Raw genomic sequence first — 19,177 nt, 5'->3', positions numbered from 1 at the left:
ATGCGGTATCGCGAAAGTTGCGCTACTTTCACCGGCTTTACATAGGTCTCCTTAATTTGTCTCACTCCACATTTAAAAGCGCGTTCCTGCATCCGCGCTACTGGTTTACATGGTTCGGTCTTGGCGTGCTTTGGCTGTTAGTGCAACTTCCCTACCCGGTGCTGCGTTTCCTGGGATCGAAGCTGGGCAGCACCTCCCGCCACTTCCTCAAGCGTCGCGAATCGATTGCACGTAAAAATATTGAGCTTTGCTTCCCACACTATAATGAAGCGCAGCGCGAAAAACTGATTTCTGAAAACTTCAAATCCATCGGCATGGCCCTGCTCGAAACCGGTATGGCCTGGTTTTGGCCTGACGAGCGCGTCCGCAAATGGTTTGACGTGGAAGGTTTAGACAACCTTAAGCGCGCGCAAATGCAAAATCGCGGCGTGATGGTGGTGGGCGTTCACTTTATGTCGCTCGAACTGGGGGGCCGCGTAATGGGGCTCTGTCAGCCGATGATGGCAACCTACCGCCCACACAACAGCCCGGTGATGGAATGGGTGCAAACGCGTGGCCGCATGCGCTCGAATAAAGCCATGATCAGTCGCAACAACCTGCGCGGCATGGTCGGAGCGCTGAAAAAAGGTGAAGCCGTCTGGTTTGCGCCCGATCAGGACTACGGGCGTAAAGGAAGCAGCTTCGCGCCGTTCTTTGCGGTTAAAGACGTTGCGACAACAAACGGTACCTTTGTGATCTCACGCCTGTCCGGCGCGGCAATGCTGACCGTAACCATGGTCAGAAAGGCGGACAAATCAGGCTACCGTCTGCATATCTCTCCGGAGATGGCGAACTACCCTGAAAAAGAGTGTGAAGCTGCCGCCTTTATTAACCGGGTTATCGAGCAAGAGATCATGCGCGCACCGGAACAGTATCTGTGGATGCATCGCCGCTTTAAAACGCGTCCGGCGGGCGAAGCGTCTCTCTATATTTAGTCCTGGTAAAAGGTTAATTTCCCGGTGAGATTAACCTTTTCAATCACCTATAGTCACCCAGAGTAACTGCTTTTTTGTTCCGTCGCTCAGTCGAATTTTATTGCGTCCTGCAATCAAACTGTCGCCGTTCCACGACACTCGTAAGTTACGGAAATTATTTAAAAAATTCTCGCTTGCCACCCTAATTTTTTAGGCGTACATTAGCGCCGTCTGGCAACATGAAAGCACAGAATTCCGAGCTGAAGCCGGGGCCGAAGGGGCAAAATGCCCGGTTCCTGCTTACCGTGACTTCAACTCTCTTTACTCAGGTGGACTCAGTTTTTTAATGCGGATCAGAAGATACGCGGAGTGATGAAACGTGAAATATTTCTTTATGGGCATTTCGGTCATTGTATTGGTTTGGGCCGGCACTTTTGCCCTGATGATTTAGTCGAGCAATGCATAAAGCAAACAGGAGCCAATGGCTCCTGTTTGTTTATCCGCTATGCCTCAGGCTGTTGCTCGGCAGCGCTTCGGGAGGCAAGCACGCCGTCCGCTCTGAACATGCTCTTAATACCCCTCACCGCCTGGCGAATACGATCGCTGTTTTCAATCAGCGCAAAGCGCACGTGCGTGTCGCCGTAATCGCCAAAGCCAATCCCCGGAGAGACGCATACCTTCGCGTCCTGCAGCAGCTTTTTGGCAAACTCCAGCGATCCCATTGCGGCATACGGTTCCGGGATTTTTGCCCAGACGTACATTGAGGCCTTCGGCATCTCGACCATCCAGCCGGCTTCATGAAGCCCTTTCACCAGCACGTCGCGGCGGCGCTTATACTGCGCGGCAATGTCATGAACGCACTGCTGATCCCCTTCCAGCGCGGCGATAGCGGCCACCTGCAGCGGCGTAAACGTGCCGTAATCGTGATAGCTTTTGATACGCGCCAGCGCATTTACCAGCGTTTTATTCCCCACCATAAAGCCAATGCGCCAGCCGGCCATGTTATAGCTTTTGGAGAGCGTGAAAAACTCAACCGCGACGTCGCGCGCGCCGGGCACCTGCATGATGGAAGGGGCTTTCCAGCCGTCATACACAATGTCCGCGTACGCCAAATCATGCACCACCAGCACGTCGTAGCGTTTGGCCAGGGCCACCACTTTCTCGAAGAAATCGAGCTCAACGCACTGGGCCGTCGGGTTTGACGGGAAGCCGAGGATCATCATTTTCGGTTTCGGGTAGCTTTCGCGGATGGCGCGCTCCAGCTCGTTGAAGAAGTCGACGCCTTCTACCAGCGGCACGGAGCGAACCTGCGCGCCCGCAATCACCGCGCCGTAGATGTGAATCGGATAGCTTGGGTTTGGCACCAGAACCGTATCGCCGTGATCGAGGGTCGCCAGCATCAGGTGCGCCAGCCCCTCTTTCGAACCGATGGTGACGATGGCTTCGCTTTCAGGATCGATATCGACCTGATAACGGTCCTGATACCAGCGCGAGATGGCACGGCGCAAACGGGGAATGCCGCGAGACGTGGAGTAGCCGTGCGTGTCCGGGCGCTGGGCAACCGTACAGAGTTTTTCAACGATATGCGGCGGCGTGGGGCCGTCAGGGTTACCCATGCTGAAATCAATAATGTCCTCGCCGCGCCGACGCGCAGCCATTTTCAGTTCAGCAGTGATATTAAAAACATAAGGGGGAAGACGATCGATACGCGTGAAACGGCGCTCAGGACTGAACTCAGCCATAGATTCCTCAGATTAACGTTAGCGCCCGGACCGTCCGAGCGACGCTGCCACCGATGTGGCACGTCTTGAAAATAACCTGAACAAAAACCTGCTGTCGAGAGGGCGGATAAAATAAATATATCGCATCAAAAGAGGAAATGAGCTGACGTTAAACAGGCAACGGATTTCCTGCATACTGATTAAGCCCTTACATTTGTTAACGCACTGATAGCAAAATAATTACCTGAAGCTCTTGGGCAGAGAAAACGTCAGTAAAAATCAACCGCCCCCACATAATCCCCTTTGGAAATTATGGTTTTTCCTCATTTGATAAACGAGCTTGATAGCTGGCGATCCGGCGTCAGGTTTTTTATGATAGCTTTTTCCCGCTTTGCCAGGTTCCCTCGTGCACGAAATCTTCAATATGCTTCTCGCCGTGTTTGACCGCGCGGCACTCATGCTGATCTGCCTTTTCTTCCTGATTCGCATCCGCCTGTTTCGCGAGCTTCTGCATAAATCGGCCCACTCACCGAAGGAGCTGCTGGCCGTCACGGCGATCTTCTCGCTGTTTGCCCTGTTCAGCACCTGGTCGGGCGTGCCGGTTGAAGGTTCGCTGGTAAACGTACGTATTATCGCCGTGATGTCCGGCGGGATTTTATTCGGTCCGTGGGTCGGCATTATCACGGGAATTATCGCCGGTACGCACCGCTATCTGATTGATATCGGCGGCGTAACGGCAATTCCGTGCTTTATCACCAGCATTATTGCCGGGGTGCTGTCCGGCTGGATTAACCGCAAAATCCCGAAAAAGCAGCACTGGCGAGCGGGCATTGCTGCGGGCATGCTTTGCGAAACGCTGACCATGATCCTGGTGGTGATCTGGGCTCCGTCCACCGCGCTGGGGCTCGATATCGTGTCTAAAATCGGCATACCGATGATCCTCGGCAGCGTGTGCATTGGCTTTATCGTGCTGCTGGTGCAAAGCGTTGAGGGTGAAAAAGAGGCCAGCGCGGCGCGCCAGGCGAAGCTGGCGCTGGATATTGCCAATAAAACGCTGCCGCTGTTCCGCCACGTGAATGCCGAATCGCTGCGCCAGGTGTGCGATATCATCCGCCGCGACATTCACGCCGATGCCGTTGCCATCACCAACATCGACCACGTGCTGGCCTACGTCGGCGTGGGTGAGCACAACTATCGCGACAACGATGACACCATCAGCCCAACCACCCGCCAGGCAATCAACTACGGTAAAATCATCATTAAAAATAATGATGAAGCGCACAGAACGCCGGAGATCCACTCCATGCTGGTGATCCCGCTATGGGAGAAAGGCGTGGTGACGGGCACGCTGAAAATTTACTACTGCCACGCCCACCAGATCACCTCCTCGCTGCAGGAGATGGCTATCGGCCTGTCGCAGATTATCTCCACCCAGCTCGAAGTGTCGCGCGCGGAGCAGCTGCGCGAGATGGCAAATAAGGCAGAGCTGCGCGCGCTGCAAAGCAAAATAAATCCCCATTTCCTGTTCAACGCGCTGAACGCCATTTCCTCGTCCATTCGCCTGAATCCGGACACCGCCCGCCAGCTGATTTTCAATCTCTCACGCTACCTGCGCTACAACATTGAGCTGAAGGACGACGAGCAGATCGATATCAAAAAAGAGCTGTACCAGATAAAGGATTACATCGCGATTGAGCAGGCCCGCTTTGGCGACAAGCTCACCGTGATTTACGATATCGATGAAGAGGTTAACTGCGTGATCCCCAGCCTTCTCATTCAGCCGCTGGTCGAAAACGCGATTGTTCACGGCATTCAGCCGTGCAAAGGTAAGGGCGTGGTCACCATTAGCGTCACCGAAAGCGGTAACCGCGTGCGCATCTCCGTGCGCGATACGGGGCACGGTATCGATCCTAAAGTGATTGAGCGGGTAGAATCGAACGAAATGCCGGGCAACAAAATTGGCCTGCTCAACGTGCATCACCGCGTTAAGCTGCTGTACGGCGACGGGCTGCATATTCGCCGCCTCGAGCCCGGCACCGAGATTGCCTTTTACGTCCCGAACGAACGCGCATCCGCGCTTGCGCCAACATCCCTGCTGCCCTAGGCCGGAGTAACCTATGAAAGTCATCATCGTGGAAGATGAAATTCTGGCTCAACAAGAGCTGAGCTGGCTTATCAAAACGCACAGCCAGATGGAGATTGTGGGGACGTTTGACGACGGGCTGGACGTGCTGAAGTTTCTCCAGCACAACCGGGTCGACGCCATTTTTCTGGATATCAACATCCCCTCTCTGGACGGCGTTCTGCTGGCGCAAAACATTAATCAGTTCGCCCACAAGCCGTTCATCGTTTTTGTCACCGCCTGGAAAGAGCATGCGGTTGAGGCGTTCGAGCTGGAGGCCTTTGACTACATACTTAAACCCTACCAGGAGTCGCGCATCATCAGCATGCTGAAAAAGCTCGAGACGGCCTGGCAGCAGCAGGCGACGCCGGTGGGCGCCAGCCCGACGGCGCGGGAAAACGACACCATTAATCTGGTCAAAGACGAGCGGATCATCGTCACGCCCATCGACGACATCTACTACGCCGAAGCGCACGAGAAGATGACGTTTGTCTATACGCGACGCGAGTCCTACGTGATGGCGATGAACATTACGGAGTTTTGCAGCAAGCTGCCCGCCGCGCACTTCTTCCGCTGCCACCGTTCGTTTTGCGTGAATTTGAACAAGATCCGCGAGATCGAACCCTGGTTTAACAACACCTATATTTTGCGCCTGAAGGATCTGGATTTTCAGGTGCCGGTAAGCCGTAGCAGAGTGAAAGAGTTCCGCCAGCTCATGCACCTGTAAGAAGCGCCCCTCCCCGACCGGAGAGGGGATATTGCCTTAGAGTATTTGTCCCAGCACCTGGCGCAGATGCGCGCCGGAGCCGAGCAGCCCCGGGTTATCGTGCACGATCAGGTAAACGGGGATGTCCTGCACGTAGCTTCTGAAGCGCCCTTTATCTTCAAACCCGCCGCGGAACCCGGACGCCTTAAAGAACTCAAGGAAGCGCGGCACTATTCCGCCCGCAATATACACGCCGCCGAAGGTGCCCAGGTTCAGCGCCAGGTTGCCGCCAAAGCGCCCCATGATGACGCAGAACAGCGACAGCGCGCGACGGCAGTCGGTGCAGCTGTCCGCCAGCGCGCGCTCGGTCACGTCTTTTGGCTGGAGGTTTTCCGGCAGACGGCCGTCCGATTTCACAATCGCGCGGTAGAGGTTTACAAGCCCCGGGCCCGACAGGACGCGCTCGGCGGAAACGTGGCCGATTTCGGCGCGCAGCTCCTCAAGAATAATGCCCTCTTCCTCGCTGTTTGGCGCGAAATCAACGTGACCGCCCTCGCCCGGCAGGCTGACCCAGCGCTTGTCAACGTGCACCAGATGCGCCACGCCGAGGCCGGTTCCCGCGCCGTAAACGGCGATCGGCTTACCTTCGACCGGCGCGGTGCCGCCAAACTGCGTCAGATGCTCGGGCTTGAGCATCGGGATCGCCATCGACACCGCGGTGAAGTCGTTAATAATTTCCAGATGGGAAAAGCCGAGGTTTTTCTTCATTTCAGCAATGGAGAATGCCCAGGTATGGTTGGTCATCGCCACCCAGTCGCCGGTGATCGGGCAGGCGATAGCGATACAACCGTCCTCAACGTCCAGCTTATGCTCGTCAAGATAGACGCGAACAACGGCCTCAAGGCTTGGGTAATCCAGCCCGGAGTAGGTCTTCACCCGTGAAAGTTCGCCGGTCTGCACATCGCACAGGGCGAGACGCGCGTTTGTGCCGCCTACATCACCTACTAAAGCATACTTTGTCATTCTTCTACTGCTCCGCTAAAGTCAGAATAAATCTTTGGGACACTGTAAGTTCAAGGCGTGATAACAACAACGGCCGGAAGGTGAATGCCCCAGGATTGTCGATCTTCGTCACAGAATAACTTTACCGTTTCAGCACCTTTTGCACTATTTCCCTTACGCTGAATATGCAAAGTACCGTCACGCGATTTTGTACAAGGAAATCATCATGCTCCATCCGCGAGCCAGAAACATGCTGCTGCTGGCACCGCCCGCGCTGATTATCGGCGTGGCGTCCAGCCTGATTTTAATTATCGTGATGAAAGTGGCTGCCGTTCTGCAGTCGGTGCTGTGGAATACTCTTCCCGTGCAGCTGGGCGTCTCTTTAGATTCTCCAGCGTGGACCATCCTGATGCTGACGCTGACCGGTATCGCGGTTGGGCTGGTCATTCGATTTAGCCCGGGGCACGCCGGGCCCGACCCGGCCCAGGAGCCGCTTATCGGCGAGCCCGTTGTGCCGTCCGCGCTGCCGGGCCTGCTGATTGCGCTAATCGTTGGCCTGGCCGGCGGCGTAAGCCTGGGTCCGGAACACCCGATTATGGCCGTTAATATCGCGCTGGCGGTCTATCTGGGCGGGCGGGTGTTCCCGCGCGTGGGGGCGCTGGACTGGACGATTCTGGCCTCTGCGGGCACCATTGGCGCGCTATTCGGCACGCCGGTTGCGGCAGCGCTGATCTTCTCGCAAACCCTCAGCGGCAATAACGATGTTCCGCTTTGGGACCGCCTGTTTGCCCCGCTGATGGCCGCAGCCGCGGGGGCGTTAACTACCAGCCTTTTCTTCCATCCCCACTTTTCGCTGCCCATCTCCCATTACGGACAGATGCAGATTGCGGATATCTTCAGCGGCGCCATCGTGGCGGCAATCGCCATCGCGCTGGGCATGGTTGCCGTGTGGTGCCTGCCGCGCATGCATCGCCTGATGCATAAGCTTAAGCACCCGGTGCTCATTCTGGGCGTGGGCGGGTTCATCCTGGGCATTCTGGGCGCCATCGGCGGCCGTATCACCCTGTTTAAGGGGCTCGATGAAATGCAGCAGATGGCCTTCAGCCAGGTCTTCACGGTTTCCGACTATATGCTGTTTGCGCTGATCAAGCTGGCCGCCGTGGTGGTCGCCGCGGCCTGCGGCTTCCGGGGCGGACGCATCTTCCCGGCGGTGTTTATCGGCGTGGCGCTGGGGCTGATGCTGCACGAGCACGTGGAGGCCGTCCCTGCGGCGATTACCGTTTCCTGCTCGATTCTGGGGCTGGTGCTGGTGGTGACGCGCGACGCGTGGCTGAGCCTGTTCATGGCGGCAGCAGTGGTGCCTGATGCCACCCTGATCCCGCTGCTTTGCATCGTGATGTTGCCCGCCTGGCTCCTGCTGGCGGGCAAACCGATGATGATGGTTTCAGGAAAGGATAAGTAATCAGGCGTTATTACGCGCTTCCAGCGCTTTGGTTATCGCCCCCAGCAGCGGCGGAATATCGGCTTTTGGCAGCATCACCTCGATCAGCGACAGCCGCTCGTGGTGCGCCACTTTTTCGAGCACCTCCGCCAGCTGCTCTGCCTCACTGACGCGCCAGCACTCGGCCTGCGGATCCAGGCTGAGCGCCTGCGGGATCTGCGTCCAGTTCCACAGCGCGATGTCGTTATAGCGCTGCTCCGGCCCGTGGATCGCGCGCTCAACCGTGTACCCTTCGTTATTCAGCACCAGAATGATCGGACTCTGTTTATCGCGCAGCATCGAGCCAAGCTCCTGAATGGTCAGCTGCGCCGCGCCGTCGCCCGTGAGCACAATCACCCGGCGATCCGGGCACGCCGTTTGCGCGCCATAGGCCGCGGCAAGCGTGTAGCCAATCGATCCCCACAGCGGCTGCACGATAAAATTCACGTCCGCAGGCAGGCGGAGATCGATCGCCCCGAAGGCCGACGTTCCCTGATCCGCGAGAATAATATCGCCGGGACGAATAAACGTCTGCAGCGTGTTCCAGAAGCTTTCCTGGGTCAGCGCGCCGTCCTGCGGCGTCCAGGAAATGCCGTCGCGCGATGAGGGCATAAACGCGTCGTGAACATGCTGTTTGCACAACTCCGCCAGCGTCTCAATGGCCTGCTGCATCGGGATGCCGGTAAACCAGACGTCCCCTACGCGCGCGGCGTGGGGCTGAACTTCGATAGTCTGAGAGAGGCTCAGCTGATGGGTGAACCCGGCGGTCAGGGTATCGGTAAAGCGCGTTCCGATGCAGAGCACCGTATCAGCGCCTTCGATGGCTTCCCTGGCGGCGTCAACGCTGGCGGAACCGCTGTAGGTGCCGTAAAAACCGGGCTGACGTTCATCAAAGATCCCCTTACCCATCAGCATCGTAGCGTGCGCCATCGGCGTCTCTTTCATCCATTTTTGCAGCGCCTGCTTCAGGCCGTGGCGAAGCACGAGGAAATCGGCCAGTAGCGCCGTGCGCTTGCCCGCGGCAAGCCGGGCCTGCGCGGCGTCGCGAAATGCCTGCAGGCACGCATTGTCAGCATGAAGGGGTCTGGCGGGGAGCGACGCGACGGGCGGCGTCGCGGGCTTTTTGGCGACGTCCGCGGGCAGCATCAGATAGCCGGGGCGTCGCTCACGCAGCATCGTCGTGAGCACCCGGTCGATCTCGAAGCACGCATTCTGCTCGGTCAGGATCGCCTGCGCGACGGTTATCGGCTCGCTCATGTGGTAAAAGTGCTTAAACTCTCCGTCACCCAGCGTATGGTGTAATAATTCTCCGCGCTGCTGCGCCGGCATCCCCGGCGCGCCGACGATGTGTAATACCGGCACATGCTCGGCGTAGCTGCCGGCAATACCGTTCATGGCGCTAAGCTCTCCGACCCCAAACGTGGTCAGCAGGGCAGCAAAGCCTTTGCATCGGGCATAGCCGTCGGCGGCGTAGGAGGCGTTGAGCTCGTTTGCACAGCCAACCCAGCAGATGTCCGGGCTGTCGATAACGTGGTCGAGAAACTGCAGGTTGTAGTCGCCCGGCACGCCAAACAGGTGATCGGCACCACAGTCGGTAAGACGGTCCAGCAGGTAATCAGCGACGCAATAGGGGGTACGCATAACAGGTGTCCTTCTGACGTTGACCTCACCTTGAGTATTAGAGAAGCCCGAAAGGTGTCCAGAAAGAGCCAGTAGATGAGTATGGAAAGAATCATTTACAAATAATTCACCATTTCATTACATGAGTGTAAGCGTATACACTTCCTTTTCTTATCAGCGCCTGAGGATATGAGAATGGTTTACCAGCCGGAAAAAAATCGTTATCAGACAATGCAGTATCGCCGCTGCGGGCAGAGCGGACTGAAGTTACCCGCCCTCTCGCTTGGCCTGTGGCACAACTTTGGCGATACCACGCTGGTCGAAAACAGCCGCCAGCTTTTACACCGCGCCTTCGATCTGGGCATCACACACTTTGATCTGGCTAACAATTATGGGCCTCCTCCGGGCTCGGCAGAACGTCATTTTGGCCGGATTTTGCAGGAAGATTTTTTACCCTGGCGCGACGAGCTGATTATTTCGACCAAGGCGGGCTACACCATGTGGGAGGGTCCCTACGGAGACTGGGGCTCGCGTAAATATCTGATCTCAAGCCTCGACCAGAGCCTGAAGCGCATGGGCCTGGAATATGTTGATATCTTCTATCACCATCGTCCCGACCCGGAAACGCCGCTGCAGGAGACGATGAAGGCGCTGGACCACGTCGTGCGCCAGGGCAAGGCGCTTTATGTCGGCTTGTCCAACTATCCTCCTGAACTGGCGCGCCAGGCCATCGACATGCTTAACGACCTCGGCACGCCCTGCCTTATCCACCAGCCTAAATACTCCATGTTTGAGCGCGCCCCGGAAGACGGGCTGCTGGATGTCCTGCAGGAAAAAGGGGTGGGCTGTATTCCGTTCTCGCCGCTGGCGGGCGGCCAGCTGACCAACCGCTACCTGAACGGTATTCCCGCTGACTCGCGCGCGGCCAGCGGCAGCAAGTTCCTTAACCCCGAGCAGCTCACGGATGAAAAGCTGGACAAGGTTCGGCGGCTAAACGCCATAGCCGAGCGCCGCGGGCAGAAGCTCTCGCAGATGGCGCTGGCGTGGATCTTACGCCATCGCGCCGTGACCTCCGTGCTGATCGGCGCCAGCAAGGTTTCGCAAATCGATGATGCGGTGGGCATGCTCGATAATTGCCAGTTCACGCAGGACGAGCTGGCCTCCATCGACCATATTCTGCGTAGCACAAATTCGCGTCATCTTTAGCAAAAAGTGCGCTCCTCCATCAATTCGGAGTTGAGGCGATGAAACGAGGCTTTACCACCTCGTAATATTGCGTTAACAGGCCGGGCAACGGCCCCGATCGTGAAGGAGAAAAACATGTTCAGGTCACTGATTCTTGCAGCGGTATTGTTGGCTTCAGCCCCGCTGGTCGCCACTGCTGGCGAAATCACCCTGTTGCCATCGGTAAAACTTAGCATCGGCGATCGTGACAACTATGGCAGATACTGGGACGGCGGCTACTGGCGCGACCGTGACTACTGGCATCGTCACTATCAATGGCGCGGAGACCGCTGGTGGAAGCATGACAATGGCCGTCATCGCGGCTGGGACAATCGCAAAGCGTACGAGCGCGGATACCGCGAAGGCTGGCGCGATCGTGATGACCGCCGCGGCGGCTGGGGCGGCCCCGGCAGAGGCCACGGTCACGGCCATCACCACTAACAGCAAGAAAGGAGCCTCCCGGCTCCTTTCTCTTTTACAGCCCTAACGCCGTACCGACCAGCAGCCACAGGTTTAGCGCAACGACCACCGCCACGATAATCCACCCGGCCCTTTTGACCAGCGTCGTATTGACCAGCTCGCCCATTAGCGATTTATCGCTGGTGAAAATCAGCAGCGGCACCAGCGCAAGCGCAATACCGAAGCTGAGCAGCACCTGGCTCATCACCAGAATACGCGTAGGATCCAGCCCCATTAATATGACGATGAATGACGGCAGCATCGTCACGGCCCGGCGCACCCACAGCGGAATGTGGAAGCGCACAAAACCCTGCATCACCACCTGCCCTGCCAGCGTCCCGACGACCGTCGAAGAGAGGCCCGCGGCCACGAGGCTCAGGCCAAAAATCGTCGCGGCGGCGTGGCTCAGCAGCGGTTCCAGGGTCAGATAGGCCTGATCGAGATCGGCGACGCCGGTATGGCCATTGAAGTGGAAAGCTGCCGCTGCGGTAGCCATCATCGCCAGGTTCACGAAGCCGGCAATGGTCATGGCGATCGCCACGTCCCATTTCGTTGCTGAATAGCGCTCTTTCCGCGTCCCGCCGTGCAGATCCTGCGTTAAGGAAGAGTGCAGGTAGATAACGTGCGGCATGATGGTCGCTCCCAGCACGCCCGCGGCGAGAAATACCGCTTCGGACGTTGGCAGGCTCGGGATGACCATCCCTTTACCCAGCTGAACCATATTCGGCTGGGAGAAAACCAGCTCAACGATATAGGCGGCCGCGACAAACAGCAGCAGCCCGCCAATCACCTTTTCCAGCGGCTTTTGCCCGCGGCGCTGAAGCATCAGGATCAGGAAAGTGGCGATCCCGGTGAGCACCGCCCCCTGCAGCAAGGAGACGCCGAGTATCAGCTTGAAGCCGATGGCCGCGCCGATAAATTCCGCAAGGTCGGTCGCCATGGCGATAATTTCGGCCTGCACCCAGTACAGCCACACCGCCGGGCGCGGATAGTGATCGCGAATTTGCTCCGCCAGGTTTTTACCGGTGGCGATACCGAGCTTGGCAGACAGCATTTGGATCAGCATCGCCATCAGGTTAGCCCAGACGACGACCCACAGCAGCGTATAGCCGAAGCTGGCCCCGGCCTGAATGTTGGTCGCAAAATTACCCGGATCGATGTAGCCAATAGCGGCAATGAAAGCGGGTCCCATCAGTGCGAACCGCAGCTTCCTGGCGGCCCTGCCGCTGCTACCCTCTACGCGACTGTTTGTCATGTCTGCCTCTGGAAATATAGCCTTTGCTATGTTTCATGCTATCAAAATGATAATGATTATCAAGTTCATTTAAGTGGTTAAAAATGATTTCTCTGATAGCCAGGAACAATAGAAGGGCAGGTGGAGCAACATCACAGAATGTGAAAATGCGCAGCTATTTGTGAAGGGTAGCACACAAACTTAACTTTTCACTCATTTACCTAACATAACAAAAATGTATTGTTGATCACTATTTTTGAGACTCGTCACAGGACGTAACTATAGTGTGCCCTTGATCTCGTTTTCTTTGCGCTTGTTACATAGAATGTGCACGGAAATTAAACCTGCCTCATATTTGGAGCAAATATGGACCGCGTCCTTCACTTTGTCCTGGCACTTGTTGTCGTTGCTGCGCTTGCGCTGCTGGTTAGTCATGACCGCAAAAAAATCCGCATTCGCTATGTTATTCAGCTTCTGGTTATCGAAGTTTTACTCGCGTGGTTCTTCCTGAACTCCAACGTGGGCCTCGGCTTCGTTAAAGGCTTCTCCGAAATGTTTGAAAAACTGCTCGGATTCGCCAACGAAGGGACCAATTTCGTCTTCGGTAATATGAACGATCAGGGCCTGGCGTTCTTCTTCCTGAAGGTTCTGTGCCCTATCGTCTTTATCTCTGCGCTGATCGGTATTTTGCAGCATATCCGCATCCTGCCAATCGTCATTCGCGCCATCGGTACCGTACTTTCTAAAGTGAACGGCATGGGCAAACTGGAATCTTTCAACGCTGTCAGCTCCCTGATCCTGGGTCAGTCTGAGAACTTCATCGCGTATAAAGATATCCTCGGCAAAATGTCCCGCAACCGCATGTACACCATGGCGGCCACGGCGATGTCTACCGTTTCCATGTCTATCGTGGGCGCGTACATGACCATGCTTGATCCTAAGTTCGTGGTTGCCGCGCTGGTCCTGAACATGTTCAGCACCTTTATCGTTCTGTCTATTATCAACCCGTACCGCGTAGATGAAGGCGAAGAGAACCTGCAGATGGCGAATCTGCATGAAGGTCAGAGCTTCTTCGAAATGCTGGGCGAATACATTCTGGCAGGCTTTAAGGTGGCAATTATCGTTGCCGCCATGCTGATCGGTTTTATCGCGCTGATTTCCGCCCTGAATGCGCTGTTCGCCGCGGTGCTCGGTATCTCCTTCCAGGGCATCCTGGGCTACATCTTCTACCCTGTTGCCTGGGTGATGGGTGTTCCGGCCAGCGAAGCGCTGCAGGTGGGCAGTATCATGGCGACCAAACTGGTCTCTAACGAATTTGTTGCGATGATGGATCTGCAGAAAATTGCCAGCACGCTCTCCCCGCGCGCGGAAGGCATCCTGTCCGTGTTCCTGGTCTCCTTCGCGAACTTCTCCTCCATCGGTATTATTGCCGGTGCGATCAAGGGCCTGAACGAAGAGCAGGGTAACGTTGTTTCACGCTTCGGCCTGAAGCTGGTTTACGGTTCAACGCTGGTTAGCGTGCTCTCTGCTTCTATCGCAGCGCTGGTTCTGTAATTCGGATCGCATAATTGAAAACCGGGAGCAACGCTCCCGGTTTTTTTATGCCTGCAGTTCAGCAAGCGGAGCAGGTTTACCTATCAGGTAGCCCTGCAGATAGTCCACGCCAAAACGCAGCAGCATCTCGCGCTGTTCCTCTGTTTCCACGTACTCCGCCACCACGCAGAGCGACTTCGTTTTTGCCAGATTGCAAATGGACTGCACGATCATTGCGTCCATGCTGTCGCTGCAAATATCCTTCACGAAACAGCCGTCGATCTTAATGATGTCTGCCTGCAGGCGCTTAAGGCGCTCGTAGTTGGCATAACCGGTGCCAAAATCATCGATGGCGATGCGGAATCCGTAGTCGCGGAGCTGCTGTATGTTGTTGATGCTGGCTCCAGAATTGGAGAATGCCTGCTCTTCCGTGATTTCAATGACCACGTCGCCAGGCGCAACGGCATACCGCTCAAAGAGCTGAATAATCTCGGTGGCAGCATCTTTCTGAATCAGCGTAAACGGCATCAGATTCACGGAGAAGCGGGTGTCAGCCTGCGGCAGCGGATGATCCCGAAGCCATTCCAGCAGCTTTTCAACCACGCTTAAATCGAACCGGTGGCTGAGGTTAAACTGGGCAATCAGCGGAATAAAGCGATCCGGCGTGATAATCTCGCCATCGCTTTCCAGACGGGCCAAAATTTCATAATAGCCCTTCCCCTGCGCGTTACGGATGGGCTGCGCGTAGAGGCGTAGACCGCCCTCATCAAGAGCCCGCTTGACGCGGCCCAGCATCAGTACCCGATCGGTAGTTTGGCCAGACACCGTCGCCAGACTGTTCGTTAACCCCAGCGCGTTATGGGTTGCGCAGGCTTGTTCAGACAGCCAGCTCAGCTGCCCCAGCGTATGGTGCAGATTCTCACCGTTTTCAACCTCACCCCACGCCGCGCCGAACTCTATATCCAGCGGCGTTTTGTTCCATACGATCTTGCGGCTGTTTAAATAGTCAACCATGTGCTGCAGACGTTCGGAGATCTCTGGCCCCAGCAGCACCACGACGAGCTCGCTGCCGGGAAGCTGGAACAGCTTTTCGTCTTTTTGCAGGAAAGGCTGAAGTGACGTGGTGATCATCCGCTTGCAGTGGACGCGCATGAGAATGCCGTAATGGCGGCTCAGGAACTCGAGGTTATCCATGCGCAAACAGCACACTTTCGCCGCGGGATGCTCCTGCAGGAAATCCTCCAGCGCGCGAATGTTGGGGAGGCCCGTCAGCGGGTCGGTAAGCGCCCTTTCCTGCCAGCCCTGCTTCATCCATTCGCTGCGGCGATAAATCTTCGACATATAAAGCAGGCAAATCGCGAAAGAAATGAGCACCGACAGAATAAATGCGAGCGTGTAGCCCGACTCGACGCCGCTGAGGAAATTGTTGTTATAGGTTAAAAGCAGAAACGCCGATGCCGCCCACAGCAGCGAGATGAGCGCATAGCTCATGCGGCTAATCCCGAGGGTGAAAAGGATAAAGATTATCGGCATTAAATAACCGGCAATAATCGTTGACCTGAAGGGGACACACAAAATCGCCACCAGAATGGCCAAAAGCATGAGCCATCCTAATATAAAAAAGGGTTTCCTGTTAAAAATGAAAGGTTTCAGGCTTCGTAGCCAAAACGCTCTGGCATAGCGGGGATTCACAATCATTCTTAAAGGGTAATAGAACATCATCGTGAAAATCAGTGCGGCACAGATTAAACTTTGAATGTCCACTACATTATATATAGCCGTACCTTCACCGAAGAAGTTAGAAATCGAAACAGGAAAGTCAAATAAATAGCCGGCAAGATACATTGAAAGCTTGATGCCGAGCGGCACCATGAAGCCCAGCCAAAAAATGCGTATACCAATGTACTTATTAGGCACGCTGTAGCGCCAGCGACTGCCGATCAGCAGCCGCGCAATGCCGCACATCGCGAAGACCGCTAAGGTCTGGCATGCGACCATGACGACATGCTGCACAGGGGTTAGCTGAAAATAATAAACATTAGTAATAATGAAACTTAACAGAACGGGAATAATTGCCCGACGGCCAAACAATAACATTATTGCCAGCATAACGCTCAATGGCAGCCATGCCAGATAAACCTCATTCCCATTTATGATTGCGCGCGGTGATATATAACGAGAAAAGGGAACCGCCAGCATGCATAACAGAAATGCAGTAATAAATATCTTTACATTATAACCGTATTTTCTTTTCATTAAGATAAATAATCTATTAACTTACTTAAATCATTGACCTGACAAATAATAAGTTCATTATTTGCGCGAAGCAAGTTCAAGTCCAAAAAGAGCCCGATTTATTGATTTGAGTTTAGGGAAAGTATAGAAAAAAACCATCTTAACAACAAAAAGTGTTGAAGGATGTAACAGAGGCATAAAAAAACCCCCGTCTTGCGACGAGGGTTCAAATTTTGGTGGAGCTAAGCGGGATCGAACCGCTGACCTCCTGCATGCCATGCAGGCGCTCTCCCAGCTGAGCTATAGCCCCACATGTCACTTTACACACCGCACTCTGTTGGGTTCAAAGTTTGGTGGAGCTAAGCGGGATCGAACCGCTGACCTCCTGCATGCCATGCAGGCGCTCTCCCAGCTGAGCTATAGCCCCATCGTAAAGCTGTCATGTTGACGGGCGGCATAATATGAATTCCGCCGCTGGGTGTCAACGGCAAAATCAACGCCAGCCGTTCAACCGTCGAAAAATCATGCAAATGAATCTCTTTGCGAGGATGCTCGCAGTCAGGAGTTAAGCCTGTCACGTTTTCACGTAAATCGGTGCTATAAGATGAACCACTAATTAACCCTACGAAGAATCAGGAAATTGCATGATCAAGGAACGAATGACACCAGAAGAGTTGGCCGTGCTCACTGGCTATAGCCGTCAGACCATCAATAAATGGGTTCGTAAAGAGGGGTGGATTACGTCGCCTAAACCAGGGGTTCAGGGTGGCAAAGCGCGTCTGGTGCATGTGAATGCAAAGGTAAGAGAATTTATCTGCAGCGCACGCAGGGCGACAGAATCGCCGGATATGCCCGAAGGGGCTTATCTTGACGGCACACTTCACGCCTTGCTTCTGACCTTGGCCAATGAAATGACGCCGGATGAGCAAAAGCAGATGAAATCTCTGTTACTGCGGGAAGGGATTACCGGATTGTTGCAACGCTTAGACATACGCGACCAGAACTGACATGAAAAGATTACGCAGCAAAATGACCACAGAGGAGCTGTCGGAAAGTTTAGGCGTGACTAAACAGACCGTTAACCGCTGGATACGCCAGCAGAAATGGAACACCGAAAAAATGAATGGCGTAAAAGGCGGACGCGCACGGTGGATTCATCTCGACGCGCGAGTGAAGAAGCACATTATGAGCCTTCCTGCCGTCCGTAATCGCCAGGCGGTTTATCAGCTGGCAGAAGCGCCGTCTTTCTACGGAGAACCCACCTCTCCTCCCCTGCTCACGCAGATTGTTGACGCGCTGGAGATCATGACGCCCGCAGAACAGGTGCGCCTGCATGTCCTGCTGGCACGTGAAGGCGTACAGGGTTTTATGACGCGGCTCGGCATCGCTGAATCTGACGCATAAAAAAACGGCAGGTTTCCCTGCCGTTTTACTAGCCGAAGCGGATTACTGCTGGCTTTCGCGCTGGGCAATAAAATCCAGAGCCTTATTGATTCGCGCCACGCTGCGAGATTTACCGATTGCATGAACGGTAACATCCAGCGCTGGAGACTGGCCTGCGCCGGTTACGGCAACGCGCAGCGGCATGCCCACTTTACCCATGCCAACTTCCAGCTCATCTGCAGTGGCCTGAATGGCGTGATGCACATTTTCTGCGGTCCACTCCGTCAGAGCAGCCAGCTTGTCGCGCACCACTTCCAGCGGCTGACGAGCGACCGGACGCAGATGTTTCTTCGCCGCGTCGGCATCAAACTCATCAAACTCTTCATAGAAGTAGCGGCAGCTCTCGGCGATCTCTTTCAGCGTTTTGCAGCGTTCGCCGAGCAGCTTGACCAGATCCGCCAGTTCAGGACCGGTGCGCGTATCGATGTTCGCCTGCTCAATGTGCCACTGCAGATAGGTCGCAACATATTCTGGCGGCATGGTGTTGATGTAGTGGTGGTTAAGCCACTGCAGTTTTTCGGTATTGAACGCACTGGCTGATTTGCTTACAGAGCTCAGAGAGAACAGCGCGATCATCTCTTCACGGCTGAAGATTTCCTGATCCCCATGAGCCCAGCCCAGGCGTACCAGATAGTTCAGCAGCGCTTCCGGCAGATAGCCATCGTCGCGATACTGCATCACGCTCACCGCGCCGTGGCGCTTAGACAGCTTTTTGCCGTCATCGCCGTTGATCATGGAGACGTGCGCGTAAACAGGCACTGGCGCATTCAGCGCTTTCAGGATGTTAATTTGACGCGGCGTGTTGTTGATATGGTCTTCGCCACGCACAACGTGGGTGATTTCCATATCCCAGTCATCCACAACAACGCAGAAGTTATAGGTCGGGGAACCGTCGGTACGGCGAATAATCAGGTCGTCCAGCTCCTGGTTGCTGAATTCGATCGGGCCGCGGATTTGGTCATCAAAGATAACGGAGCCGTCCTGCGGGTTGGCAAAACGCACAACGCAAGGCTCGTCCGCCGCGTGTTCGCTGTGATCGTGTCGGCAGCGGCCGTCATAGCGCGGCTTTTCACCGTTTGCCATTTGCTCTTCACGCAGCGCATCCAGACGCTCTTTCGAGCAGTAGCATTTATAGGCCGTACCCGCTACCAGCATGTCGTCAATGACAGCGTTGTAGCGGTCAAAACGTTTGGTCTGGAAGTACGGGCCTTCATCCCACTCCAGATTCAGCCAGTTCATGCCATCCATAATGGCTTCGATTGCTTCCGGCGTGGAGCGCTCAAGATCGGTATCTTCGATGCGCAGCACGAACTCACCTTTATTATGGCGAGCAAAAAGCCAGGAATAGAGAGCAGTACGTGCTCCACCAACGTGCAGATAGCCTGTCGGGCTGGGCGCGAAGCGAGTTTTGATTTTCATGAAATGGCCTTACGTTATACAGATGC

At 55.3% G+C, this 19,177-nt stretch carries 16 protein-coding genes and 2 tRNA genes; 10 read left to right on the top strand and 8 right to left on the bottom strand.

From position 1 onward, the window contains the following. Nucleotides 1-56 precede the first annotated feature (56 nt). Complete coding sequence (gene lpxP / locus AB8804_RS03630; protein WP_371183178.1) at nt 57-974, top strand: kdo(2)-lipid IV(A) palmitoleoyltransferase; 918 nt, start codon at nt 57-59, stop codon at nt 972-974. Nucleotides 975-1,332: 358 nt separating this feature from the next. Next, nucleotides 1,333-1,404, top strand: a complete 72-nt coding sequence (ypdK, locus tag AB8804_RS03625) for a membrane protein YpdK (protein WP_099458937.1) — start codon at nt 1,333-1,335, stop codon at nt 1,402-1,404. Nucleotides 1,405-1,456: 52 nt separating this feature from the next. Here the strand turns inward: ypdK and alaC are convergent, their stop codons facing one another. Next, nucleotides 1,457-2,695 (bottom strand): alanine transaminase, encoded by a 1,239-nt coding sequence (alaC, locus tag AB8804_RS03620; protein ID WP_371183176.1) that lies wholly within the window; start codon nt 2,693-2,695, stop codon nt 1,457-1,459. A 385-nt stretch (nt 2,696-3,080) separates the two neighbouring features. Between alaC and AB8804_RS03615 the strand changes: the two genes are divergently transcribed. Further along, nucleotides 3,081-4,778: a LytS/YhcK type 5TM receptor domain-containing protein gene (locus AB8804_RS03615; protein WP_371183174.1), complete on the top strand. Its 1,698-nt coding sequence runs from the start codon at nt 3,081-3,083 to the stop codon at nt 4,776-4,778. Between the two features lie 13 nt (nt 4,779-4,791). Further along, entirely contained in the window at nt 4,792-5,523 is a 732-nt protein-coding gene (locus AB8804_RS03610; protein ID WP_371183172.1) for a LytR/AlgR family response regulator transcription factor, read from the top strand. Nucleotides 5,524-5,559: 36 nt separating this feature from the next. On the opposite strand, the gene glk is transcribed toward AB8804_RS03610, so the two are convergent. Beyond that, nucleotides 5,560-6,525, bottom strand: a complete 966-nt coding sequence (glk, locus tag AB8804_RS03605) for a glucokinase (RefSeq protein ID WP_371183170.1) — start codon at nt 6,523-6,525, stop codon at nt 5,560-5,562. Nucleotides 6,526-6,730: 205 nt separating this feature from the next. Here glk and AB8804_RS03600 point away from each other — a divergent pair, with 205 nt between their 5' ends. Next, entirely contained in the window at nt 6,731-7,966 is a 1,236-nt protein-coding gene (locus AB8804_RS03600; protein WP_371183168.1) for an ion channel protein, read from the top strand. On the opposite strand, the gene ipdC is transcribed toward AB8804_RS03600, so the two are convergent. After that, a complete protein-coding gene (gene ipdC / locus AB8804_RS03595) occupies nt 7,967-9,625 on the bottom strand; it encodes an indolepyruvate decarboxylase (RefSeq protein ID WP_371183166.1) in 1,659 nt (552 codons plus the stop codon). A gap of 174 nt (nt 9,626-9,799) precedes the next feature. On the opposite strand from ipdC, the gene mgrA reads away from it, so the two are divergent. After that, complete coding sequence (gene mgrA / locus AB8804_RS03590) at nt 9,800-10,810, top strand: L-glyceraldehyde 3-phosphate reductase (protein WP_371183164.1); 1,011 nt, start codon at nt 9,800-9,802, stop codon at nt 10,808-10,810. 114 nt (nt 10,811-10,924) lie between these two features. Next, the gene (locus AB8804_RS03585; RefSeq protein WP_371183162.1) at nt 10,925-11,269 is read left to right on the top strand and encodes a DUF2502 domain-containing protein; all 345 of its coding nucleotides are present in this window, start codon (nt 10,925-10,927) and stop codon (nt 11,267-11,269) included. A 34-nt stretch (nt 11,270-11,303) separates the two neighbouring features. On the opposite strand, the gene AB8804_RS03580 is transcribed toward AB8804_RS03585, so the two are convergent. After that, on the bottom strand, nt 11,304-12,542 hold the full coding sequence (locus AB8804_RS03580; RefSeq protein WP_371183159.1) for an Nramp family divalent metal transporter: 1,239 nt from the start codon (nt 12,540-12,542) through the stop codon (nt 11,304-11,306). 345 nt (nt 12,543-12,887) lie between these two features. Between AB8804_RS03580 and AB8804_RS03575 the strand changes: the two genes are divergently transcribed. Further along, nucleotides 12,888-14,075 carry a NupC/NupG family nucleoside CNT transporter gene (locus AB8804_RS03575; protein WP_371183157.1) on the top strand — a complete coding sequence of 396 codons (1,188 nt, stop codon included), beginning with the start codon at nt 12,888-12,890 and terminating at the stop codon, nt 14,073-14,075. Nucleotides 14,076-14,120: 45 nt separating this feature from the next. Here the strand turns inward: AB8804_RS03575 and AB8804_RS03570 are convergent, their stop codons facing one another. The 3 genes from AB8804_RS03570 to AB8804_RS03560 form a co-directional block, all read right to left on the bottom strand. Next, nucleotides 14,121-16,310 (bottom strand): EAL domain-containing protein, encoded by a 2,190-nt coding sequence (locus AB8804_RS03570; RefSeq protein ID WP_371183155.1) that lies wholly within the window; start codon nt 16,308-16,310, stop codon nt 14,121-14,123. A gap of 213 nt (nt 16,311-16,523) precedes the next feature. Next, nucleotides 16,524-16,599: transfer RNA gene (locus tag AB8804_RS03565), tRNA-Ala, on the bottom strand. A 41-nt stretch (nt 16,600-16,640) separates the two neighbouring features. After that, nucleotides 16,641-16,716, bottom strand: a tRNA-Ala gene (locus AB8804_RS03560). A gap of 217 nt (nt 16,717-16,933) precedes the next feature. Between AB8804_RS03560 and AB8804_RS03555 the strand changes: the two genes are divergently transcribed. Continuing rightward, nucleotides 16,934-17,296 carry a YfeC-like transcriptional regulator gene (locus tag AB8804_RS03555; RefSeq protein ID WP_371183153.1) on the top strand — a complete coding sequence of 121 codons (363 nt, stop codon included), beginning with the start codon at nt 16,934-16,936 and terminating at the stop codon, nt 17,294-17,296. Between the two features lies 1 nt (nt 17,297). Beyond that, nucleotides 17,298-17,693, top strand: a complete 396-nt coding sequence (locus AB8804_RS03550; RefSeq protein WP_371183151.1) for a YfeC-like transcriptional regulator — start codon at nt 17,298-17,300, stop codon at nt 17,691-17,693. A gap of 42 nt (nt 17,694-17,735) precedes the next feature. Here the strand turns inward: AB8804_RS03550 and gltX are convergent, their stop codons facing one another. Next, nucleotides 17,736-19,151: a glutamate--tRNA ligase gene (gene gltX, locus AB8804_RS03545; protein ID WP_371183149.1), complete on the bottom strand. Its 1,416-nt coding sequence runs from the start codon at nt 19,149-19,151 to the stop codon at nt 17,736-17,738. Between the last annotated feature and the right edge of the window lie 26 nt (nt 19,152-19,177).

The sequence above is a fragment of the Enterobacter sp. KBR-315C3_2022 genome (assembly GCF_041399425.1).
GTDB lineage: Bacteria > Pseudomonadota > Gammaproteobacteria > Enterobacterales > Enterobacteriaceae > Enterobacter.
The sequence above is the reverse complement of the archived record's forward strand: the minus strand, read 5'-3'. Positions and strand labels throughout refer to the sequence as shown.

Coding starts and splice junctions, on each gene's coding strand:
- alaC (WP_371183176.1), bottom strand. CDS start 2,695: ATGGCTGAGTTCAGTCCTGAGCGCCGTTTCACGCGTATCGATCGTCTT.
- AB8804_RS03610 (WP_371183172.1), top strand. CDS start 4,792: ATGAAAGTCATCATCGTGGAAGATGAAATTCTGGCTCAACAAGAGCTG.
- glk (WP_371183170.1), bottom strand. CDS start 6,525: ATGACAAAGTATGCTTTAGTAGGTGATGTAGGCGGCACAAACGCGCGT.
- AB8804_RS03600 (WP_371183168.1), top strand. CDS start 6,731: ATGCTCCATCCGCGAGCCAGAAACATGCTGCTGCTGGCACCGCCCGCG.
- ipdC (WP_371183166.1), bottom strand. CDS start 9,625: ATGCGTACCCCCTATTGCGTCGCTGATTACCTGCTGGACCGTCTTACC.
- mgrA (WP_371183164.1), top strand. CDS start 9,800: ATGGTTTACCAGCCGGAAAAAAATCGTTATCAGACAATGCAGTATCGC.
- AB8804_RS03585 (WP_371183162.1), top strand. CDS start 10,925: ATGTTCAGGTCACTGATTCTTGCAGCGGTATTGTTGGCTTCAGCCCCG.
- AB8804_RS03580 (WP_371183159.1), bottom strand. CDS start 12,542: ATGACAAACAGTCGCGTAGAGGGTAGCAGCGGCAGGGCCGCCAGGAAG.
- AB8804_RS03575 (WP_371183157.1), top strand. CDS start 12,888: ATGGACCGCGTCCTTCACTTTGTCCTGGCACTTGTTGTCGTTGCTGCG.
- AB8804_RS03570 (WP_371183155.1), bottom strand. CDS start 16,310: ATGAAAAGAAAATACGGTTATAATGTAAAGATATTTATTACTGCATTT.
- AB8804_RS03555 (WP_371183153.1), top strand. CDS start 16,934: ATGATCAAGGAACGAATGACACCAGAAGAGTTGGCCGTGCTCACTGGC.
- AB8804_RS03550 (WP_371183151.1), top strand. CDS start 17,298: ATGAAAAGATTACGCAGCAAAATGACCACAGAGGAGCTGTCGGAAAGT.
- gltX (WP_371183149.1), bottom strand. CDS start 19,151: ATGAAAATCAAAACTCGCTTCGCGCCCAGCCCGACAGGCTATCTGCAC.